Here is a 21,179-nt window from a genome sequence, read left to right on the forward strand (position 1 = left end):
GAAAGGAAAGACACGCCATGGCAAGAATAGTCCGTGCCCACACGCCGCTCGGCGAAGACCAGCTGTTCTTTCGCGCGATGCACGGCAGCGAGGCGCTGTCGGAGCTGTTCGAGTTCGAGGTCGAGTTGCTGAGCACCAACCCGTCGATCGCGAGCGCGTCGCTGCTGGGCAAGTCGCTGGTGCTGGAAATCCGCACGGCCGCGGCCCCGCGTTTCCTGCACGGCGAGGTGACGCGCTTCGCGCGCATTGGTCGCGAGGACGGCATGGTGCGCCACACCGTTTATCGCGCGACCATGCGGCCATGGCTCTGGTACCTCACGCGCGCGAGCCGCAACCGCACCTTCCAGGGTTGCACCGCGGTCGAGATGATCGAAGAGGTGCTGGGCGCCTACGGCTACGCGTTCGAGAAAAAACTCTGCGGCAGCTACCGGGCGTGGGACTTCTGCGCGCAGTACGAGGAAACGGACTACGCCTTCGTCTGCCGGCTGATGGAGCTGGAGGGCATCTACTACTGGTTCAGGCACGAGAAGAGCCAGCACACACTGATGCTGTCCGATGACATCTCGGCGCACGACGAACTGCCCGGCTATGCCTGCATCGACTGCTTCGCGACCGACCGTCCCGACACCGAGGACATCGAGGTGATCGATGACTGGCAGGTCACGGCCGAAGTGCGTGCTGGCAGCTACACCGTCAACGACTTCAACTTCACCACGCCCCGGGCCGACCTCGCGAGCGCCCGCGTGCAGCCGCTGGCCACCGCCAACGCCGACTACGACATGTACGAATGGCTGGGCGACTACGGCGCCGCCGGCGACGGCGAGCACTATGCGCGTGTGCGGCTCGAGGAAGCGCAGTCGCTGGCCGACCGCAGCACCGGCCATGCTACGGTGCTCGGCCTGGCGCCGGGCTACCGCTTCACGATGCGGGGCGCGCCGCGCGGCGACGACAACCGCGAGTACCTGCTGGTGTCGGTTCACTACGCACTGCGCGAAGGCGGCTATGCCACCGGCCCCGGGGCGCCCGGCAGCTACGGCTTCAATTTCATGGTGCAGCCCTCGGCAGCGCCGTTCCGCGCGCCGCGCCGCACGCCAATGCCGCGCACCACCGGCCCGCAGACCGCGATCGTGGTCGGCCCCGAGGGCGAGGAGGTCTGGACCGACGAGTACGGCCGCGTGAAGGTGCAGTTCCACTGGGACCGCATGGGGCAGAACAACCAAGACAGCTCGTTCTGGGTGCGCGTCTCCCAGGCCTGGGCCGGCGACGGCTTCGGCACCGTGCACGTGCCGCGCATCGGGCAGGAGGTGATCGTCGATTTCATCGCCGGCCGCGTCGACCGCCCGATCGTGATCGGCCGCGTCTACAACGCCGAGCAGATGCCGCCGCTGGACCTGCCGGCCGAAGACACCAAAAGCGGCATCGTGTCGCGTTCGACCAAGGGCGGCTCGCCGGCCAGTGCCAACGCCATGGTGTTCGAGGACAGGAGCGGCGCCGAGCAGGTCCTGCTGCATGCCGAGCGCAGGCTCGACGTGGAAGTGGAGGGCGACGAGACGCACACCACCCAGAAGACGCGCACCACGCTCATCAAGGGCCACGAGTCGTCCACCTTCGAGACGGGCGAGGAACGCCACATCACCGCCGGCGCGCTCGAAACCATCGGCGGCGGCGAAACCCGCACCGTGCACGACGGGGCCACCGAGACGGTGTCGGGCGGCGAGACGCGCACCATCACCGGCGGCGCGATCGAGACCATCACCGGCGGCGAACGGCGCCTGGTGAACGGCGGCATCGTCGAGACGGTGAACGGCGACGTGATCGTCACGGTCAACGGTTCGGTGCTGCGGCTGGTCGCGGGCGCGGACATCCGCATCACGGGCAGCGGCCGGGTCGAGATCATCAACGCCTTCGACGGCAAGCTGGTGCTCGGCCCCGACAACACGGTGGTCACCGGCCCGAAGACGGTCACCGCGCCCGACATCACCTATACGAGCAAGGATTTCACCGTCAACGTCACCAACTTCACGATCAATGCGGACGTGACGACCTACAACACGCCCAGCCAGAAGGTGAACGCCGACAGCCAGACCTGGTACCAGCGCAATGTGAAGGAAGGCACTGGATTCCAGGCCACGGCGACCTTGGCGTCCTACGACCTGTACGGCATCAAGATCCTGACCTCGGGTCTCAACTGGATCAATTCCGTGGTCTTCGTCAATCTGTCGCTGGTCAACTTCATCGACTGGGTCTGGCGCAAGGAGAACGTCGTCATCAAGCTGAAGGAGACCAAGGCGGTGGAGGTCGACGTGGCCCTGGAAGAAACGCAGTCCGGCGACCTGAGCAACACCGAATGAGGCCCGCACCTCTCGGAGGAAAAGTACTGCATGGCATGGTCTGAGATATTGCTTGGCACGATAGGCGCGATCGCGATGGTTGCCGCGGTGATCCTGTCCGTCTTCCTGGTGTGGAGCACCGTAACCACCAACTCCGAATACAAACACGAGGAGCGGCACTGGGCGCAACTGCGGGGCCATGCACGGCAGGCTGAGGCCGAGGTGCTCGGACTCGCGCGCCCGCCCGGCCAGCTCACCAAGCGCGGGCGGCACGGCGCGGGCATGACGGCGACCGAACTGCGCCTGGCCTTTCGCGACGAGCAGGGCGAACTGCGCGAGGCCACGCTGAGGACCTTCATCGACGAGGACCTGCTCTCGACCTTCGTCAGGGGCAGCAAGGTGCATGTGCTGTATTCCGACAGCGTGCCGCCGCTGGTGGCGATCGACCGCGATCGCACGCAGGTCGAGATTCCGAGCACGACCGCCGCATGAAGATCTTCAAGCCGCTGCGCATGAGCATGCTCACCCGTCCCTTCATCAAGGACCGCCGCCACTGGCTTGCCATGACCGCGATCGTCATGACCGACGGCTTCGGCCGCGACGCGAAGCTGGTGCCGGAACCCGATTGCTGGAAAACCTTCGCCGCCGAGCTCGGCAGCGAGTTCTCCTTCGATCTCGGCATGCCCAAGGCGAACCCCGAGTTCCTCGTGACGGGCAATGCCTACACCTGCCACCAGCCCGACCGCACACAGAGCGCGGTGGCGGTGCGGGTTGGCCGGCGCACCAAGGCGCTGCACGTGTTCGGTGACCGCTTCTGGGTCGACGGCCGCGCGAGCGCGCCGCAACCGTTCGACACGCTGCGGCTCGATTGGCAGCACGCTTTCGGCGGCCCCGGATTTGCCGAGAACCCCGAGGGCATCGGCCATGCGGACGAGCTCGTCAACGGCCTGCGCACGCGCCGCCTGCCCAACATCGAGCTGCCGCACGCGATGCTGCACCGTCCCGACCAGCAGGCCGTTCCCGCGGGATTCGGCCTGGTCGGCATCGAGCGGCCCTCGCGCATGCAGCGCCTCGGAAAGCAGTACGACGAGCACTGGAAGCAGAACCTCTTTCCGGGCTATGCGCGCGACATGGACTGGAACTACTTCAACGCCGCGCCGCCGGACCAGTGGCTCGCGCCCGGCGACGGCGAACTGGCCGGCGCCGAGTTCGAGATCCTGAACATGCACCCCGGATACCCGGTGCAGCGGGGCCGCATTCCCGACTGGCGCGCGCGCGGCTTCGTGGTGCGCGGCGCGTATCGCAACAAGCTCGACGGCGCGGTGCTCGAAGACCTGCCGCTGCACCTGAGTACCGCATGGTTCTTTCCGCATCTGGAGCGCATCGGCCTGGTCTATCACGGCGTGACCGAGATCGCCGAGGACGATGCCGCCGACATCAGCCACGCCATGATGGCGATGGAGGAGGGCAGCGCGCCGCCGCTGCCGCTCGCGGACTACCGCGAGGTGCTGGTGATCCGCTGCGAGGCCGAAGACCGCGCGCTCTACCTCTTGCGCGACGAGCAGCTGATGCCCGAGCACATCCTTGGCCCGTGGCCCGAACTGGACCTCACTGCGCTGCCGCCGTCGCCCCTGCGGCGCAACATGGAGGCGCGCGCCGAGCGCATGCGCTCGGAAGTGCGGGAGAAGGCCAAGCGGGACGGCGTCGACATGTCCCGCTTCGAAGCGCAGGAGAGCGACATGGCGGCGCCCAAGCCGCCGACGTCGATGCGTGAGTTGCCATCCTACATCGAGAAGACGCGCGCCATGATCGCGGACCAGCGCGCGAAGATGGAAGAGGTGCGCGCCGAGATGGCGGCGGCTGCCGAAGCCAATGCGGTCGAATCGCGCAAGGCGGGCTTCGACAGCTCGACGCTGATGGGGCAGAGCATGACTGCGAAGCAGAAGGGGCCGCCGAAGATCGACGCCTGGTCGCGCATCGAGAAGCTGCGGCAGTCGCCCGCCGCGCCGGGCACGCGCCCCATGTCGCAAGAGGCGGCCGATGAGTTGAAGCAACTGTCCCGAACCGCGGGCGACCAGCTCACCGCCAACTACCGGCGCATGGCGCAGCACCAGGATGCGGCCGATGCGATGTCGCCCGAGGCGGCCGCGCAAACGCGCGCCGAGGCCGAACGCATCCTGGCCGATGGCCGCGACTTCTCGGACCTGGACCTCACCGGCGCGGACTTCTCGGGCATGGACCTGCGCGGCACGCGCTGGCGGCGCACGCTGCTGGAGAGCGCCGACTTCAGCGGTTGCGTGCTCGACGACGCTGACTTCGGCGAGGCGCTGCTGGTGCGCGCACGCTTTTCGCGCACCTCGCTGCGCGGCGCCGGCTTCGCCAAGGCCAACATGGTGCTGGCCATCTGCGAGAGCGCCGATTTCTCGGGAGCCCGCTTCGACGGGACCCAGCTCGACGAGCTGCGTGCCGAGGGCTGCGATTTCTCGGATGCGAAGCTCGATGACCTGACGCTGGACAAGGCCCATCTGAGCGACTGCAGGTTCGACCGCGCGCAACTCGTCTCGGTGGACTTTTTCGACGAGAGCGAACTGCACCGGGTCAGCTTCGACCATGCGCGCCTGCGCAAGGTCTCATGGCACAACTGCGTCGTCTCCGGAATGGTTTTTGCGGGCGCCGCGCTCGACACCTGCGACTGGACCGACAGCGAATGCCGCGGCGGCGTCGATTTCTCGGATGCGCGCGTGGAGAGCACCTGCTTCGTCGGCGCCAGCAAGCTGGGCGAGACGAAATTCCAGCGCGCGGTGCTGATCGACTGCAACCTGCGCGACGCGGTGCTCGATGCCGCCGATTTCACCGGCGCGCGGATGGACAACACCGACTTCTCGAACGCCTCGATGCGCCATGCCGTGCTGGTGGACGCCGACGCACGGGATTCGAGCTTCGTGCGCACCGATCTCACGGGTGCAACGCTCGCCGGTGCGAACCTGATCGGCGCGAACCTGCAGAAGGCCTTGCTCGCCTCGGCCAACTTCCATCGCGCGAACCTGTTCCAGGCCGACCTGGGCCAGTGCCTGATCGACGAGTTCACCCGTTTCGACGAGGCCTACACCGGGCAGGTCAAGACCGTGCCCCGGCGCGCGCCGCAGCCGACGGAGGCGGACAGGCCATGACGCCCACACGCATCCAGGCCATGGTCCAGCACGGCGACGAGGTCCGCGAAAAAAACCTGAAGGGGCTGGACTTCCACGGCTTCGACCTGTCGGGCGGCATCTTCTCGTCGTGCGATTTCAGCGGGGCCGATCTCTCGGGCGCGAAGCTCGAAGGCAGCGTGTTCAACCAGTGCCGCTTCGCCGATGCGGACCTCGCCTCGGCGGTGCTGGTCGAATGCGTCTTCAGCCGGTGCGAGGCGCCCGGTGCGCGCATGCCCGGCGCAACGCTCGACGGCGTCATGTTCGAGAGCTGCAACCTGGCGGGCGTGGACTTCTCGGGCGCGGACCTGGGCCATGCCTCGTTCGACAACGACGTGCTGGACGACGCATCGTTCGCCGACGTCCGCCTGGAAAAGCTCAGCGTCTATTCATGCACGCTGCTGCGCGCCGATTTCTCGCGCGTGCAGGTGCGCGCCACGTTCTATCGGACCGACCTGCGCTCGGCGGTGTTCGCCGGCTGCAGCTACGACAAGACCATCTTCATCGAGTCCAAGCTCGCGGGGCAGGCCTTTCGCGGCCAGTCTTTCGAGAACTGCCAGTTCACCGACGCCGACCTCAGCGACTGCGACTTTGAAGGCGCGACGCTCGCGCGCTGCAACTTCAAGGGTGCGCTGCTCGAAGGCGGCAACCTGCGGCGTGTGCGCGCGCCGCAGTGCCTCTTTCCGCAAGTGCGCATGAAGGGCGTGGCGTGCACGGGTGGGGTATTCACCCAGAGCATCTGGATCGATGCCGACCTGGAAGGCGTCGATTTCACTGGCGCCGATCTCGAGCAGTGCGTGTTCCACCGTGCGCGCTGCGGCGCGGCCAGCTTCGGGGAATCGACGCTGACATACGCCGATTTTTCGTATGCCGACCTGCACGACGCCGACTTCGGGGGCGCCACGTTCATGCGCACGAAGATGCACCGTGCGCTGACCGAAGGCACGCGCTTTTCCGATCGCGGCGGCTTGCTGCCGAACGATCCCGATCTTTTCGCGGCCGAGGAATTCTCGGCGCGTCGAGCCAGACCCTGACAAGGACATCGAGGTTCCCCATGAATGTCGCTTCCCTGAGATCTCCATCCATCCAACCAACAGCCACCGAGCAGCGCACGAGCGCGGAGGGCGGCGCCGTCAACGCGCTCGGCAGCGTCACCTCGGCGTTGCCCGGCGGCCTCTACAGCGTCGAGAGCGACGGCCGCGTGCTGCATTGCCAGCGTGCCGCCAGCTGCCTGCTGCGCCCCGAGATCGGCGACCTGGTGCTCGTGAGCGGGCCCGATGCGAAGCGCCTCTATCTCACCGCAGTGGCCGAGCAGGCCGATGCGCGCACCTCGCGCCTGGACGTGAGCGGCGATCTCACCCTGGCTTCCGAGCGCGGCGCGGTCAGCATCGAAAGTGCGACGCGGCTGTCGCTGCAGGGCCGCGAACGCCTGTGCATGGATACGCCGCAGCTGGAAATCGACGCTGACACGGCTGACTGCCGCGTGGGCCGGCTCGCCTACCAGGGCGAGGAGGCCGAGGCCAGGGTGCTCAGCATGCGCGTGATCGGCCGCGTCTACGAAGTCATCGTCGACCGACTGGTGCACCTGAGCAAGACCGCATTTCGGATGACCGAGGGCATCGACCAGGTGCGAGCGTCGCACATCGACTACCAGGCCAGCGAGATGGCGCGGCTGCACGGCAGGAACACCGTGGTCACGGCGCAGGACCTGATCAAGGCCGACGCCAGCCAGATTCACATGGGCTGAAGCACAGCCTGCCCAAGCTTTCCAATCATCGAAGGAGACACCGCATGTTTGCCAATTGCCAGTTGATGGGCATGGACCTTGCCATTCCCGACGTCTGCAAGACGCCGGCCATTCCGATTCCATACCCCAACTTCGCGCTCGGCCCCACCGCGATTCCGAAAGCCTGGAACATCCTCTACCTGTGCACCCCCGCGCACAACCTGGCGACGCGCACGCCGATCACCTTCGGCGACAACGCGGGCATCGGCCTGGGCGTGGCGGTGCAGAGCGTGATGGGCCAGTCCCAGCACACGCTGGGCGCGTTCACGATGCTGATCAAGGGCTCGGCGCAGACGCGCCTGACGAGCATGACGCGACAGAATCGCGGCAACGCGATGGGCATGCGCATCGTGCCGAGCCAGCCCAAGATCCTGGTGCTGATGGCCTGAAAGTCACTGAGAGAAAGACAGCGAGGGGCGTCAGGCGGTACCGCGCGCCACCGCCGTCCCCGCCAGCGTTACCTGCTGCGGAAACCCCACCCACACCGCCAGCGCCGAATAGTTGTCGCGCGACTCGTCGGCTTTGGCTTCGGCCGCGCGGCGCAGCAGCGCGAGCCATTCCTCGGCGCTGTCGGCCAACTGCAGCGAGCGCTCCATCACCTGTTGCGAGATGAGCTGCCACAAGCCGTCCGTGCACAGCAAAAACGCATCGCCGTCGGCAAGGCGCTGCGGCGTCGACACGGTGGTTTCCGCCGTGGCCCGGGCGCCGAGCGCGCGGTACAGCAAATTGGTCTTCACCAGCCGTTCGCCGCCGTTGGCGCCATTGCCCATGGCGGCTTCGCCCGAGCGCTCCGACAGGCTGTGGTCCTCGGTGCGCTGCATCAGCGCGCCGCGGCGGAACCAGTAGAGACGGCTGTCGCCGACATGGGCCCAGCAGGCCTGGCCGCTGGTGCGGTCCACGAACAGCGAGACGATGGTCGCGCTCATCCTGTTCTGGTCGGCCAGCTCGCGCTGCTTGGCAAGGATGGCGTCGTTGGCGGCCTTCACGGCCTGCTGGATGTCATGCTGCGCCACCGACGGGTTGTCGACGAAGGTGTTGAGCGCGGTATCGACCGCGATGCGCGCGGCCAGTTCGCCGCCCGCGTTGCCGCCGACGCCGTCGCTCACGACGAAACAGGCGTTGTATTCGTCGAGGTGGTAGCCGATGGCGTCCTGGTTGCCGCTGCGCTCGCCCACGCAGGAGAACTGCGAGGTCGAGATGGGAACCGAAAAGGCGCGGGGAGCGGTCTCAAGCACGGCGCGCCTCCTTCAACCGTTCCATCTCCTTGTCGTAGGCCTGCTGGAAGGCCCGGCCGAAGACGGCCTGGAAATCGTCCTCGACGGCCGCGGTGGTCTCGGCATGCAGCTTCTGCAGCTGGCGCCACAGGCGCGCCTCGCGGCCGCCGGGCAGCAGCTTCTCGCCCAGTCCGCCGTCGTGCGGCGTCGCGGTGTTCAATGCTGCGGGGTCGAAGCGCTTGAGCACCGTGAGCAGCGCGGCGCGCATGCCGGCCACCATGCCGAGCTGATGCGACTGCAGGTCGCCGAGCGCGTCGTGCACGGCCGCTTCGGGCGCCAGGAAGCCGGGCATGCGCGCGCCGAACATCTGCATCAGCACGGCGCGGCCGTTGGGAAGAATCTTGAAGGGGTTGTTCTCTTCGTCGACGATCATCGTGATCTCGGCGCGCACTTCGCGCTTGAGCATGGCGCGCGACGAGAGCAGCTCGATGGTGCCGTCGGTGAACGCGCGCATGAGCCGGCCGAGGCGCCGCATGGCTTCGGCGTCCAGCGGCTGCTGGCCGGCCACGTCGGGCACGCCGGCACCTTCGAGAAAAGCCTTGAAGAGTTCGTCCGAGGAGGACGGTGTCGATGAGGGCGCTGCGGCGGGGGCTGTAGGCGCAGCCACCGGCGAAGGCGCAGCAGCAGCGGGCTTCGGTTCCGGCGCGGGCGGTTCAGCCGGCGCGGCCTTTGCAGGAGGAGAAATGTCCGCGTGGGCGGCTGTGGCTGTGACCGGCACCGGTGCTGCTGGTGCTGGTGCTGGTGCTGGCGATGGCGGCGGCGGCGGCGGTGTCGGTGGCGGTGGCGAAGATGGCGGTTCGGTCGACGCGGACACCTGCGCCTCGATGGTCTTCGCAGCCGGCGCATCAAAGGCCACCGGGTTCGGCGGCCTGAATTGCGCCGTCAGTTCCCGCGCATGGTTCGAGTGGCCGTACCCCTGCGGTGCCGCCGGCCTGGTCAGCAGATCGACGGCCGGATGCACGTCGCTGAGCGGATCTTCGTGGGTCAGCGCGGTGGGGCGCGGATCGGAAAGCGGCGAGGGCGCGTCGTTGTCGGCGGCAAAGAAGGACAGCGGGTCCATGCCGCGCTTGAGCGCCACGTCGGACATGCCCTCTTCCGCACGCGGGTTCAGCTCGGCCAGCGGGTCGACCGGATTCCTGCGTGCCTGCGAGGGCAGCTCGAAAGGCTCGTGCGCCATCGGGTCGGGCATGGGCTCGGAGGCGCTCGCTTCGCGGCGCGGCGCATTTGCGAGGATGGCATCCCAATCGGCGGCGGAGGGAATCTGCGAGGCGCCTGGATGAGTGCTTGCCGGCGATGGGGCTGGCGAGGGCGAGGGCGAGGGCGAGGGCGAGGGCGAGGGCGAGGCCGCGGGCACCGGCGCGGCCGCAAATGCTTCGGCGGGCGGTGGTGCCGGCACGGCCGGCGGTGGCCTCGCCACGGTCACGGGCTGCGCATCGCCGATCGGCAGCGCGCCTGCGCCGAAGAGGTCCGAGAACACATCGGAGACGGGCGCCGCCGGCAGCAGCGAGTCCATCGGCGCTTGCGCCATGGCGCCGGCCGGCGATGCATTGCGCACAAGCGCGGCCGGCGGTGGTGCTGCCATCACGGGCGCGGCGGCCTCGACAGGCACGGCGCGTTGCGCGCTCCCCGCCACCAGCACATAGCTCCCGATGGTCACGCGGTCGCCGTCGGCGATCGGCGATTCCTGCTCGTGCTGCAGCGTGCGCTCGTTGACGCCGATGGGCAGCACCGCGCTCATGTTGCGCAGCACCGTCACGCCACTGTCGTCGAAGCGCACGGTGGCCTGCAGGCGCGAGATCTGGCGCTGCTCGTCGGGCAGCACCAGGTGGTTGTCGGGGCTGCGCCCGATGGTTCCGCCGGGTGCCGCGAGCAAGGCCGAGGGCCCCGCGGCCACCGGCTTGCCGGCATGTTCGATCACCGTCCAACGCATATCAGACCTCCCGCCGGGCCGCCCCAAGGGCGGTCTGCGCCCCCTCGGGGGGCAGTGAATACACACAGTGATGAACGTGGGGGTTCATGGATTTCCATCTATGTCGAGCCGCGGCTCATCCCTTGCGGCGCTCAACGCTTCATTCGCTTGGCGGCCTCGAAGGCAGGGCCCCACACCGGGTGCTTGCGCTCGGCAACGGTGAGGTCGAAGTTCGGGAACGCGTCCATGAGCTTGCGGAATTGCGCGCGGCATTCAGGCACCTGGTTGGCCACGCAATAGCTGAACGCTTCGAGCTTCATGGCATCGAGCCGCGTGGCCGGCTCCGCGGCCTCGAACACCGAGACGCCACCGCTCTTGAGCGTGGTGATGGCCTTGGCGTAGTCGCCTTCGTCATAGGCCTGTTGCGCGCGTTCGAGCGTGCTGCGCGCCACCTGCTGGCTCAGGCGTTCGGGTTGCGGCGGCTCGGGCGGTGGCTTGGTTGCGCAACCAGCGGCCAGAACCAGGGTGAACGCCAAAGCAGGCAGACATGACTTCAATCTTCTCTCCTACCTTGCAAAAGGCAATGCTTGAGATAGTGTGCCGCTGTCATGCGACAGGCACGCGATGCAATGCGATTCGTGCGCACGACTTCGATAATATAGGCCGCGAACCACAAGGGAAGATCTCAATGCATCGACGAACCCTGCTTCAAGGCGCACTTGCAACCGCACCGTTGCTCGGTGGCCTCGGTGGATGCGCATCGACTGCGAAGTCATTGCCCACGCCCTACGCAGTGACCATCAGGATCGACGATGGCGTCAACCCCGACGGACGCGGCCAGCCGGCGCCGATTCTCGTCAAGGTCTTCGAACTGAAATCTTCCGGTAACTTCGAGACAGCAGACTACTTTGCACTACAGGACCGCGACCGCGAAACGCTTTCGACGGAACTCGTGAACGCCGACCAGGCCATCATGCGCAGCGGCGAAGAGCGTGTCTTCAAGCGCGAGGCCGGGCTCGATTCGCGTGCCATCGGCATCATTGCCGGCTACCGCAAGCTCGAGGCCGCGCGATGGCGCATCGTGCTGCCGCTCAAGGAGCCCAAGCAAACCAATCTCTACAAGGTGTGGCAGTTTTCTCCGAGCGAGCAAACCGTGCGCATCGCGATCCGCAAGAGCGGCATCGAGTTACTACCAAGTCGTTAATTTTCTCGGCTTTGTAGCTAGAAAGTGCGAGAAATTCGCACGCGAAAAGCGGTGCAAAACGTAAGAAGCGCCGTGTAGCATCAGAGAAAAAAACCAATTCAATCGGGAGGCCGTTAGCAGCACCTCCCGCTTCAGTGTGGGCACTCCCCAGGAGGTTCTTTGGTGACAGTTCGCAATCCGGGCGCCGGCAAGCAAGGCGCCCTTCCGCAGGCGTTGGCGAATCGCGTGGTGTGGTCCGAAGGCATGTACCTGCGGCCGCAGCATTTCCAGCAACTGGAGCGCTATGTCGAGCAGTACGTCACGCGCCGCACAGCGGGCCTGCAAGGTGCCTATTGGGGATGGCTGCAGCTGGACATCGACCGCGATGCCCATGCGCTCGGCCGCGTGTCGCTGCTCGGCGGCGCGGGCGTGCTGCCCGACGGCACGCCGTTCTCGTTCGGCGCCGACGATGCGCCACTGCCCTACGAGGTGCCGAACGACCTGACCGACGAGCTCATCGTGCTTGCGCTGCCGCTGCGCCGCACGGGCAGCGAAGAAATCATCTTCGCGGAGAACGAAGGCTCGGCCGCGCGCTTCGGCGTGGTCGAGCGCGAGGTGGCCGACGGCAATTCGGTGGCGCTCGGCCCGGCGGTGCTGCAGCTTGCCAAGCCGCGCCTGCGCCTGGCGCGCGCATCGTCGCTCACGGCCGAGTGGCAGGCCATCGGCGCGGTGCGCGTGATCGAGCGGCGCACCGACCACAAGCTGGTGATCGACGCCAACTACATTCCGCCGGTGCTCGATGCGTCGGCGCACCCCATGCTGCGCAGCATGGTGGCCGAGCTGCACGGCCTGCTCACGCAGCGCTCCGAGGCCCTGGCCTCGCGGCTCTCGCAGCCCGGCCGCGGCGGCGTGAGCGAGGTCTCCGACTTTCTTTTGCTCGAACTCGTCAACCGCTATCTCGCGCTGACCTGGCATGCGCAGCATGCGGTGCAGGTGCATCCCGAGGAACTGTTCGTCGACTGGTTCAAGCTGGCCTGCCATCTCGCCACGCACACCTCGCCCACGCGGCGCCCCGTGGTGTGGCCGAAGTACGACCACGACAATCTCAACGAGAGCATCCGGCCGCTGATGGAAGAGCTGCGGCGCTCGCTCTCGGCGGTGCTCGAGCAGAGCGCCATCGCCATCGAGCTCGAGGAGCGCAGCCATGGCGTGCGCGTGGGCCGCATGCCCGATCCGGTGCTCGTGCGCAACGCGGGCTTCGTGCTCGCGGTGCATGCCAACCTGCCCGCCGAAGCCATCCAGCAGCGCTTTCCGACGCAGGTCAAGATCGGCTCGGTCGAGCGCATCCGCGACCTCGTGCAGCTGCAGCTGCCGGGCGTGGCGGTGCGGCCACTGCCGGTAGCCCCGCGCCAGATTCCATACAACGCGGGCTACCACTATTTCGAACTCGACAAGAGTGGCGACATGTGGCGCCAGCTCGAAAAATCGGGCGGCGTTGCAATGCACCTGGCCGGCGACTTCCCGGGCCTGGCCATGGAGTTCTGGGCAATTCGTCCGTGAGGGACCCAATGAACGGTGTCAACGACATGGCCGTCGGTCCGGGAGGCTTCGTGCCGCCCAACCCGGGCGGCGGCAACAACAGCGGCAACGGCGATGCGGCGGGCCCGTCCCCGGCATCGCGCGGCGCGGGGCAGCAGCAACCCCAGTCATTCACCGCCTTGCACGACGCGCGCCGTCCGCATGCGGGCGACACCGCGCTGGCCGGCAACAATCCGCTCGTCGCGGCGGCCAACCCGCTGCTCGACCTGATCCCGCAGATCCGCGCCACCGGCCACCACGATGCGCCCGCGCAATTGCGCGAGCACCTGGTCGACGAGGTCAGGCGCTTCGAGACGCGCGCGCAGCAAAGCGGCATTGCGCCCGAGGTGATCATCGGCGCGCGCTACTGCCTGTGCACCGCAGTCGACGAGGCGGCCGCGCTCACGCCCTGGGGCGGCAGCATCTGGTCGTCGCAGAGCCTGCTCGTGATGTTCCACAACGAGACCTGGGGCGGCGAGAAATTCTTCCAGCTGCTGTCGCGGCTGGTGCAGAACCCGCAGCAGCACCTGCAGCTGATCGAGCTCATCTACTTCTGCCTGGCGATGGGCTTCGAAGGGCGCTTCCGTGTCATCGACAACGGCCGCACGCAGCTCGAAACGCTCAAGCAGCGGCTGCTGCAGATCATTCGCCAGGCGCGCGGTGAAATTGCCGCGCCGCTGTCGCCGCACTGGCAGGATTCGAGCGCGCCGGTGCGCCGCACGCGCAACTGGGTGCCGCTGTGGGCCGTGGGCGCGGTGGCGGCGGTGCTGCTGGTGCTGGTGTTCGGGGTGCTCACCTTCAGCCTGGCCAGCCGCTCCGACGGCGCGTTCTCCGCGGTCAATGCGGTGCGCCTGCCGCAGACGCAGCGCGCCGTGGCCGTTGCAGCGGCGCCGCAGCCGCGCCTGCAGCGCTTTCTCGAGCCCGAGATCCGCGACGGCCTGCTGACGGTGCGCGACGAGGCCGACCGCAGCGTGGTGGTGCTGCGCGGCGACGGCCTGTTCGCATCGGGCTCCGACCGCGTGCTCGACCGCTATGCGCCCGTGCTCGCGCGCGTGGCCGATGCGCTCAACTCGGTGGAGGGCAACGTGCTGGTCAGCGGCTTCAGCGACGACCAGCCGATCCGCAGCGTGCGCTTTCCGTCCAACTGGCAGCTCTCGCAGGCGCGTGCCGATGCTGTCAAGAAGATGATCGCCACGCGCGTCACGCGGCCCGAGCGCCTGCGCGCCGAAGGCCGCGGCGATGCCGACCCGCTGGTGCCCAACGATTCGCCGGCCAACCGTGCGCGCAACCGGCGGGTCGAGGTGACGCTGCTGGTGGCGCCCGTGGCGGGGGCCGCAGCCGCGGCGCCGCAGGGAGGAACCCGCTGATGCTGCGCGCGATTTTCCGTTTTCTCGTGAGCCGCGACCTGTGGGTCTTTCTCGGGCTGCTGGCCGTTGCGTTCCTGATCTGGATCATCGGCCCCGTCATCGCGGTGGGCCGCTACCGGCCGTTCGAAAGCGAGTTCGTGCGCATCGTGGTGATCGCGCTGATGTTCGCGATCTGGATCGCGCGCGTGCTCTACCGCAAATGGCGCGAGCGCCGCCTCAACGCGCAGCTGCTCAACCAGCTGCGCACGCCCTCACCCAAGGAGAAGGCCGCCAAGCCGGAAGACGCGCCCGAGATCAAGGAGCTGCAAAGCGGCTTCACCGACGCCACGTCCATCCTGAAGAACATGCGCTTCGGCGCGGGTGCCGACGGCAAGGCCGCGGGGCGCTTCGCGGTGTTCGACCGCCAGTACCTGTACCAGCTGCCCTGGTACATCTTCATCGGCGCGCCGGGCTCGGGCAAGACCACGGCGCTGGTCAACTCCGACCTCGACTTTCCGCTGGCCGACCAGCTCGGCAAGGCCGCGGTGCGCGGCATCGGCGGCACGCGCAACTGCGACTGGTGGTTCACCAACGAGGCGGTGCTGATCGACACCGCCGGGCGTTACACCACGCACGAGAGCAACCGCGAAACCGACGAGGGCGAGTGGAAGGGCTTCCTCGACCTGCTCAAGAAGTTCAGGCCGCGCCAGCCGATCAACGGCGCCATCCTCACCATCAGCATTGCCGACCTGCCGCTGGCCGACGATGCGCAGCGCGCGCGCCACGCCATGGCGTTGCGCAAGCGCCTGCTCGAACTGCGCAACGGCCTGGGCATCGATTTTCCGGTGTACGTGCTGGTCACCAAGACCGACCTCTTGGCCGGCTTCAACGAGTATTTCGGCTCGCTCGGCCGGGCCGAGCGAGCGCAGGTGTGGGGCTTCACCTTTCCGATCGACGCCAACCCGGCAGACCCCGCCAAGGCCGACCTGCGCGAGCGCTTCCACCAGGAATACAAGCTGCTGCACCAGCGCCTGGACGAGCGCCTGCCGGAGCTGCTCGCGGCCGAGCCCGACCAGCTGCGCCGCGCGCAGGCCTACCTGCTGCCGCAGCAGTTCGCGAGCTTCGAGGACATCCTCGGCACCTTCCTGGCCGACGTGTTCAACCCGTCGAAGTTCGAAGTCGCGCCGATGCTGCGCGGCGTGTACTTCACCAGCGGCACGCAGGAGGGCACGGCCTTCGACCGCGTGATGGGCGCGATCAAGCGCTACCTGCAGGTCAACGCGCCGCCCGCGCCACCGCCGGGTCCGGGCAAGAGCTACTTCCTGAAGGAGCTGCTGCAGCAGGTGATCTTCCGCGACGCGGGCGTGGCCGGCACCAACCTGCGCTGGTACCGGCGCAAGCGCGCCATCGACCTGGCGGGCTACGGCCTCATCGGCGTGCTGCTGGTGGTGCTGCTGGGCGCGTGCGTCAACAGCTGGCGCAACAACCGCGACTACGTGGCCGAGGTCGACAACAACGCCAAGGCCTTCAACAAGGCCGCGGCGCGCGGCGAGCTGCCGACGGTGGTCGATTCCAACAGCGACATCGCCACTTCGCTGCCGGTGCTCGACCGCCTGCGCGACCTGCCCAAGTCAGGCCAGTTCGACATCGGCGACCCGCCCGTGGGCTACCGCTTCGGGCTCTACCAGGGCGAGAAGCTGCAGGCCGCGACCGACGGCGTCTACCAGCGGGCCCTCGAAAGCGTGCTGCTGCCGCAGGCCGCGCAGCGCGTGGAGCAGGCGCTGCGCGAGGCCGCCAAGATCGACGCCGAATACAGCTACGAGGCGCTCAAGGCCTACCTCATGCTGTACGACGCGGAGCGCTACGACGCCGACTTTCTCCAGGCCTGGCTGCTCACCGACGTGGACCGCAAGATCGGCGCCGGCCTCACGCGCGAGCAGCGCACCAACCTCGAGTCGCACCTGCACGCGCTGTTTGCGGAACGCGTGGTGACCTCGCCCTTCGCCAAGGACGACCGGCTCATCACCGAAACGCGCAACCGCCTGGCCGGCGTGCCGCTGGCGCAGCGCTCCTACGCACGGCTGCGGCGCATCCTGCTGCAGACCAGCCCGCCCAACGCCTTCAGCATTGCGGAGGCGGCGGGGGCCGAGTCCGCGCTGGTGATCAAGCGCGCGAGCGGCAAGCCGCTCACCGACGGCATCCCCACGCTGTTCACCTACCGCGGCTACTGGGACATCTTCGACAAGCGCATGGCCGAGACCACGCTCGCGCTCGAACAGGAAGACCGCTGGGTGCTGCAGATCCGCGCGCCGGGCATGACCGACATCACCTCGCGCGAGCTGCTGCTGCGCGAAGTGCGCCGGCTCTATCTCACCGACTACATCCGCGTCTGGGACGAGTACCTGCTCGACGTCCGGCTGGCCGACAGCCGCTCGCTGCTGCAGAGCATCCAGATGACGCGCGTGCTCTCGACCAGCGAGTCGCCGATGTCGCGCCTCATCCGCGGCGCGGCGCGCGAGACCGACCTGCTGCGCAACCACGACGAGGCCACGCGCAGCCTGCTCGACCAGGCGCAGAACCGCGTGGCCAGCACGCGCGAGCGCATCGAGCAGCTCATCGGCCAGCCCGACGGCAGCCAGCGCCGCAACACCCAGCCGGACCGCCCCGAATCGCTGGTGGACAACCACTTCGCGCCGCTGCGCCGCATGGTCACCGCGCCCAAGGCCGGCGGCCAGGCGCCGATCGACGCGACCGCCGCGCTCATCAACGAGCTCTACACCTTCCTCACCGCCACCGACACCGCATTGCGCAGCGGCAACATTCCGCCGCCCGGCGACGCGGTCACCAAGGTGCAGGCCGAGGCGGGCCGCCTGCCGGTGCCGTTCCAGGGCATGCTGAACGATCTCTCGGCCACCGCGTCGTCCAAGGCGGCGGCCGTGACGCGGCAGAACATCGGGCAAAACGCGGCCGCCACCATCGGCCAGTTCTGCAGCCAGGCCATTGCGGGGCGCTATCCGTTCTCGCGCGGCTCGAACCGCGACGTGGCCGCCGGCGACTTCGCGCAGCTGTTCGCGCCGGGCGGCATGATGGACGACTTCTTCCAGAAGAACCTGGCCTCGCAGGTCGACACCTCCGTCAACCCGTGGGCCTTCAAGAAGGGCGTGGACGGCAGCTCGCCGGGCCGCTCGGCGTACCTCGATTCGTTCCAGAAGGCGCAGGCGATCCGAGACGTGTTCTTCTCGGGCATGGCGGGCGGGCGCACGCCCTCGTTCACCATCGACATCCGGCCCGAGGACATGGACGCCGCCATCAGCCAGTTCACGCTCGACATCGATGGCCAGACGGTGCGCTACGCGCACGGGCCGCAGGCGCCCAGCACCGTCAAGTGGCCGGGCCCGCGCAACAGCAACCAGGTGCGGCTGCAGGTGACGACCGCCAGCGGCACGCCGGCCGGCGGCATCGTCACTGAAGGGCCGTGGGCGCTGCACCGGCTGTTCGACAAGGCCTCGATCTCGTCGGGCAGCGCGCCCGAATCGTTCAACGCAACCTTCGACCTGCAGGGCAAGAAGGTGGTGCTGGCGGTGACGGCCAACAGCGTCTACAACCCGCTGCGCCTGAACCAGATGAACGGCTTTTCATGCCCGGGGAAATCCTGAGATGAACAGCGGCATTCCTTCACCACGGGTGTGGGTGCCCGACGACGAGCAGATCGGCTGGTACGGCAAGCTGCCCGCGGCTGGCGACTTTCTCTACCGCCGCGTGCCGCGCGAACTGCAGGCCTGGTGGGACCGCTGGATGCAGAACGGCCTGGGCACCTTCAAGCGCTGGCCCGACGCCATGACGCGGCACTACGTGGTGGCGCCGGTCTGGAACTTTGCGATTCCGGCCACGCAGGGCGTGGACGCGGTGCAGTTCGGCTGCCTGGCGCCCAGCTGCGACCGCGTGGGGCGCTACTACCCCGTGTGCGTGACCTTGCAGGTGGCTGCATCGAGCTACCGGCCCTCCATGCTCGAAGGCTCCGCCGCGTGGTACTGGCAATGCGGCACCGCGCTGCTGCAGGCGATCCGCCACAGCGTGGCGCCCGACCAGTTCGACCGCCAGGTGCTGGCCGCGGCCCACGGCGGTTTCCAGACCGCGAGCGGCGGCTCGGACGACATCCTGTCGATCCTCGGCCCCGCGGCCGGGGGCGCCGGTGCAACAGGTGCTGCCCAGCAGCGCCTCGGCTGGCCCGAGCTTCCGCTGTGCTTCGACGCCTTCGGAAGCACCAGCTACTGGTGGACCAACCAGGCGGACGGCTCGCCGCTGCGCACCGCCGCCCACGGCGGAGGCCTCAACACGCCGTTGTTTTCCAAGTTGTTTTCACAGGGGCATGTGCCATGGGCATGAACGACCAGACCCCCGCCGCGGGAGGAGATGCATGACGACCAACGCCAGCAGCAACAACAACAGCACCAGCATGCAGGCCGATCCGCAGGAGCGTCCCCATCCGCTGGACGCGGGCCACCGGCTGGACGAATTCGAGCTGCTCGAGGTCATCGGCGAAGGCGGCTTCGGCATCGTCTACCGGGCCTACGACCACTCGCTGCAGCGCGAGGTGGCCGTCAAGGAATACATGCCGTCGATGCTTGCGCGCCGCGTGGGCGACGACAGCGTGCACGTGCGCTCCGACCGGCTCACGGCCACCTTCCAGGCGGGCCTGCGCAGCTTCATCAACGAGGCGCGCACGCTCGCGCAGTTCAGCCATCCGGCGCTGGTGCGGGTGCACCGCTTCTGGGAGGCCAACTCCACCGCCTACATGGCGATCCAGCTCTACCGCGGCCGCACGCTGCGCCGCCTGGCCGAGGAAGATCCGAAGAAGATCTCCGAAGCCTGGCTGCTGAGCATGCTCGGCCCGCTGCTCGGCGCGCTCGAAACCCTGCACCGCAGCCAGTGCTTCCACCGCGACATCGCGCCCGACAACATCTTCATCCAGCAGGACGACCTGCCCGTGCTGCTCGACTTTGGCGCGGCGCGCAAGTCGATTGCCGACCTCGTCGATGAAGTAGCGGTGATGGTGAAGTCCGGCTATTCGCCCATCGAGCAATACGCCGACGACAACACGCTGCTGCAGGGCGCGTGGACCGACCTCTACGCGCTGGGCGCCGTGCTGTACCGCGCCGTCACCGGGCACCCGCCGCCCTCGGCCGTGGTGCGCAGCGTGCAGGACGCCTACGTGCCGCTGTCGTCATTGGGCCGCAGCGACCTGAGCCCGGCCTTCTGCGCGGCCGTCGACCACACGCTGGCGGTGCACAGCAAGGACCGCACGCAGACCGTGGCCGCGTTCGCCGCCGAACTGGGCCTTGCCAAGCTCGGCGACACCTACGTGAGCGGGCTGGCGGCGCCGACGGCCATCATTACGCCGCCTCCTTCGAAGGCCGCGCCGGCGGTGGCGCCGGTGCCGCAGCAAGCGCCGGCTGCGTCGGCGCCCACGACGCCGGCAACACCGACAACACCGGCGCCCGCGCCGAGTGCGGTGTCGCAGGCCGCTGCGTCGGCCGGCGCCGTACGGGCCGAAGCCGCCTCTCCCGAACCGGCCAGGCCCAAGCCCCAGCCCGGTCCGCGAACCGAACCGGCTCCGCCATCCTCGCCCAAGCCCGCCGCGCCGCGCGAAGCAGCGGCAGCGCCGGCACGCACGCCATCGGCCGCCGGCAAGCAGCCGCCGCCCACCAAGAAAGCGTCATCCCGGCCGCCGTGGGGCCTGGTCGGCGTGCTGATGATTGCGCTGGTGGCCGTGGGCAGCTGGATCGGCCTTCACCTGACTTCGGGCCGGCAGGAAACCTCGACCGCCATGGCGCCGGTGCCCCCGCCGTCGGGGCCGATGTCCGCCGCTGCGCCGCCGGCCGCCATGCCGCCGGGCGAAAGCGCCCCCGGCGGCTCATCGGCGCCTGCGGGCGACAACGTGGCGGCAGCGCCCGGTACGCCGCCTCCCGCCGCGGCCGCCAGCGCGCCGACCGGCCCGTTGACGCCGCTGAACAACATGCCGGTCGGCGCAGCGCCGGCGCCAGCACCGGCAACACCGGACCCCGCAGCCACGCCGCCGGGCTCGACGCCCACGCCCATGACACCTCCGGAGCCCGCCCAGGCCACCGCCGAAGCCGAGGACTGGAACCTGGCGCAGGCCGAGAACACGCGCGAAGGCTACGAGGCCTACCTGCGCCGCTATCGCCGCGGCCCGCATACGCGCGACGCCCGCAACGCCATTGCAGAGCTGAACCGGCTCTCGCCGCCGACGGCGCCCGCGGCACCCGGCACGGCACCAACGAACACCGTACCCACCGTGGTCGCAGGCGGCACCACGCCGCCGCCCGCGCCCCCGGCCGCACCGCCCGGCACGGGGCGCGTGGTGCTCAACATCCGGCCGTGGGGCCAGGTCTTCGTCGACGGCGCCGAGCGCGGCGTGAGCCCGCCGCTCAAGTCGCTGTCGCTGCGCCCGGGCATCTACAACATCGAAGTGCGCAATGGCGACCTCGATGTCTATCGCCAGCGCGTGACGGTCCAGGACAGCAAGTCTGCGCCTGTGGTGAGCCACGAGTTCAAGTAGGCGCT

General features: G+C 68.5%; 15 protein-coding genes. 12 read left to right on the forward strand and 3 right to left on the reverse strand.

The features are described 5' to 3' along the window. Nucleotides 1-17 precede the first annotated feature (17 nt). Genes QFZ47_RS13755 through QFZ47_RS13780 form a run of 6 tightly spaced genes read left to right on the forward strand, consistent with a single transcriptional unit; the run spans nucleotide 18 to nucleotide 7,693 of the window. A complete protein-coding gene (locus QFZ47_RS13755; RefSeq protein ID WP_307656160.1) occupies nucleotides 18-2,351 on the forward strand; it encodes a type VI secretion system Vgr family protein in 2,334 nt (777 codons plus the stop codon). A 30-nt stretch (nucleotides 2,352-2,381) separates the two neighbouring features. Continuing rightward, nucleotides 2,382-2,822: a DUF3592 domain-containing protein gene (locus QFZ47_RS13760; protein ID WP_307656161.1), complete on the forward strand. Its 441-nt coding sequence runs from the start codon at nucleotides 2,382-2,384 to the stop codon at nucleotides 2,820-2,822. Next, nucleotides 2,819-5,500: a DUF2169 family type VI secretion system accessory protein gene (locus QFZ47_RS13765; RefSeq protein WP_307656162.1), complete on the forward strand. Its 2,682-nt coding sequence runs from the start codon at nucleotides 2,819-2,821 to the stop codon at nucleotides 5,498-5,500. The genes QFZ47_RS13760 and QFZ47_RS13765 overlap by 4 nt, the downstream gene beginning before the upstream one ends. Further along, a complete protein-coding gene (locus tag QFZ47_RS13770) occupies nucleotides 5,497-6,552 on the forward strand; it encodes a pentapeptide repeat-containing protein (RefSeq protein WP_307656163.1) in 1,056 nt (351 codons plus the stop codon). Before QFZ47_RS13765 ends, QFZ47_RS13770 begins: the two co-directional genes overlap by 4 nt. Before the next feature lie 20 nt (nucleotides 6,553-6,572). Then, nucleotides 6,573-7,265, forward strand: a complete 693-nt coding sequence (locus tag QFZ47_RS13775; RefSeq protein ID WP_307656164.1) for a DUF3540 domain-containing protein — start codon at nucleotides 6,573-6,575, stop codon at nucleotides 7,263-7,265. 44 nt (nucleotides 7,266-7,309) lie between these two features. Then, a complete protein-coding gene (locus QFZ47_RS13780) occupies nucleotides 7,310-7,693 on the forward strand; it encodes a DUF4150 domain-containing protein (RefSeq protein ID WP_307656165.1) in 384 nt (127 codons plus the stop codon). A gap of 30 nt (nucleotides 7,694-7,723) precedes the next feature. Here the strand turns inward: QFZ47_RS13780 and QFZ47_RS13785 are convergent, their stop codons facing one another. The 3 genes from QFZ47_RS13785 to QFZ47_RS13795 all read right to left on the reverse strand — a co-directional run bounded on the left by QFZ47_RS13785 (nucleotide 7,724) and on the right by QFZ47_RS13795 (nucleotide 11,023). Beyond that, the gene (locus tag QFZ47_RS13785; protein WP_307656166.1) at nucleotides 7,724-8,539 is read right to left on the reverse strand and encodes a PP2C family protein-serine/threonine phosphatase; all 816 of its coding nucleotides are present in this window, start codon (nucleotides 8,537-8,539) and stop codon (nucleotides 7,724-7,726) included. After that, nucleotides 8,532-10,508 carry a type VI secretion system-associated FHA domain protein TagH gene (tagH, locus tag QFZ47_RS13790; RefSeq protein ID WP_307656167.1) on the reverse strand — a complete coding sequence of 659 codons (1,977 nt, stop codon included), beginning with the start codon at nucleotides 10,506-10,508 and terminating at the stop codon, nucleotides 8,532-8,534. Before tagH ends, QFZ47_RS13785 begins: the two co-directional genes overlap by 8 nt. A 131-nt stretch (nucleotides 10,509-10,639) precedes the next feature. Then, nucleotides 10,640-11,023, reverse strand: a complete 384-nt coding sequence (locus QFZ47_RS13795) for a TssQ family T6SS-associated lipoprotein (protein ID WP_307656168.1) — start codon at nucleotides 11,021-11,023, stop codon at nucleotides 10,640-10,642. 11 nt (nucleotides 11,024-11,034) lie between these two features. Here QFZ47_RS13795 and tssJ point away from each other — a divergent pair, with 11 nt between their 5' ends. The 6 genes from tssJ (at nucleotide 11,035) to QFZ47_RS13825 (ending at nucleotide 21,174) form a co-directional block, all read left to right on the forward strand. Next, nucleotides 11,035-11,691 carry a type VI secretion system lipoprotein TssJ gene (tssJ, locus tag QFZ47_RS13800; protein ID WP_307656169.1) on the forward strand — a complete coding sequence of 219 codons (657 nt, stop codon included), beginning with the start codon at nucleotides 11,035-11,037 and terminating at the stop codon, nucleotides 11,689-11,691. Between the two features lie 243 nt (nucleotides 11,692-11,934). Beyond that, the gene (gene tssK / locus QFZ47_RS13805; RefSeq protein WP_307658938.1) at nucleotides 11,935-13,230 is read left to right on the forward strand and encodes a type VI secretion system baseplate subunit TssK; all 1,296 of its coding nucleotides are present in this window, start codon (nucleotides 11,935-11,937) and stop codon (nucleotides 13,228-13,230) included. A gap of 8 nt (nucleotides 13,231-13,238) precedes the next feature. Further along, complete coding sequence (locus QFZ47_RS13810) at nucleotides 13,239-14,615, forward strand: DotU family type VI secretion system protein (protein ID WP_307656170.1); 1,377 nt, start codon at nucleotides 13,239-13,241, stop codon at nucleotides 14,613-14,615. Continuing rightward, nucleotides 14,615-18,250 (forward strand): type VI secretion system membrane subunit TssM, encoded by a 3,636-nt coding sequence (gene tssM, locus QFZ47_RS13815; protein ID WP_307656171.1) that lies wholly within the window; start codon nucleotides 14,615-14,617, stop codon nucleotides 18,248-18,250. The genes QFZ47_RS13810 and tssM overlap by 1 nt, the downstream gene beginning before the upstream one ends. A gap of 1 nt (nucleotide 18,251) precedes the next feature. Then, entirely contained in the window at nucleotides 18,252-18,980 is a 729-nt protein-coding gene (tagF, locus tag QFZ47_RS13820) for a type VI secretion system-associated protein TagF (RefSeq protein ID WP_307656172.1), read from the forward strand. A 31-nt stretch (nucleotides 18,981-19,011) separates the two neighbouring features. Continuing rightward, nucleotides 19,012-21,174 carry a serine/threonine-protein kinase gene (locus QFZ47_RS13825; RefSeq protein WP_307656173.1) on the forward strand — a complete coding sequence of 721 codons (2,163 nt, stop codon included), beginning with the start codon at nucleotides 19,012-19,014 and terminating at the stop codon, nucleotides 21,172-21,174. Nucleotides 21,175-21,179 lie beyond the last annotated feature (5 nt).

This window comes from Variovorax paradoxus, from assembly GCF_030815975.1.
GTDB classification, from domain to species: domain Bacteria; phylum Pseudomonadota; class Gammaproteobacteria; order Burkholderiales; family Burkholderiaceae_C; genus Variovorax; species Variovorax paradoxus_N.

Bases quoted from the DNA above. Each gene is read 5' to 3' on its own strand.
- QFZ47_RS13755 (WP_307656160.1), top strand. From the start codon at position 18: ATGGCAAGAATAGTCCGTGCCCACACGCCGCTCGGCGAAGACCAGCTG.
- QFZ47_RS13760 (WP_307656161.1), top strand. From the start codon at position 2,382: ATGGCATGGTCTGAGATATTGCTTGGCACGATAGGCGCGATCGCGATG.
- QFZ47_RS13765 (WP_307656162.1), top strand. From the start codon at position 2,819: ATGAAGATCTTCAAGCCGCTGCGCATGAGCATGCTCACCCGTCCCTTC.
- QFZ47_RS13770 (WP_307656163.1), top strand. From the start codon at position 5,497: ATGACGCCCACACGCATCCAGGCCATGGTCCAGCACGGCGACGAGGTC.
- QFZ47_RS13775 (WP_307656164.1), top strand. From the start codon at position 6,573: ATGAATGTCGCTTCCCTGAGATCTCCATCCATCCAACCAACAGCCACC.
- QFZ47_RS13780 (WP_307656165.1), top strand. From the start codon at position 7,310: ATGTTTGCCAATTGCCAGTTGATGGGCATGGACCTTGCCATTCCCGAC.
- tagH (WP_307656167.1), bottom strand. From the start codon at position 10,508: ATGCGTTGGACGGTGATCGAACATGCCGGCAAGCCGGTGGCCGCGGGG.
- tssJ (WP_307656169.1), top strand. From the start codon at position 11,035: ATGACTTCAATCTTCTCTCCTACCTTGCAAAAGGCAATGCTTGAGATA.
- tssK (WP_307658938.1), top strand. From the start codon at position 11,935: ATGTACCTGCGGCCGCAGCATTTCCAGCAACTGGAGCGCTATGTCGAG.
- QFZ47_RS13810 (WP_307656170.1), top strand. From the start codon at position 13,239: ATGAACGGTGTCAACGACATGGCCGTCGGTCCGGGAGGCTTCGTGCCG.
- tssM (WP_307656171.1), top strand. From the start codon at position 14,615: ATGCTGCGCGCGATTTTCCGTTTTCTCGTGAGCCGCGACCTGTGGGTC.
- tagF (WP_307656172.1), top strand. From the start codon at position 18,252: ATGAACAGCGGCATTCCTTCACCACGGGTGTGGGTGCCCGACGACGAG.
- QFZ47_RS13825 (WP_307656173.1), top strand. From the start codon at position 19,012: ATGACGACCAACGCCAGCAGCAACAACAACAGCACCAGCATGCAGGCC.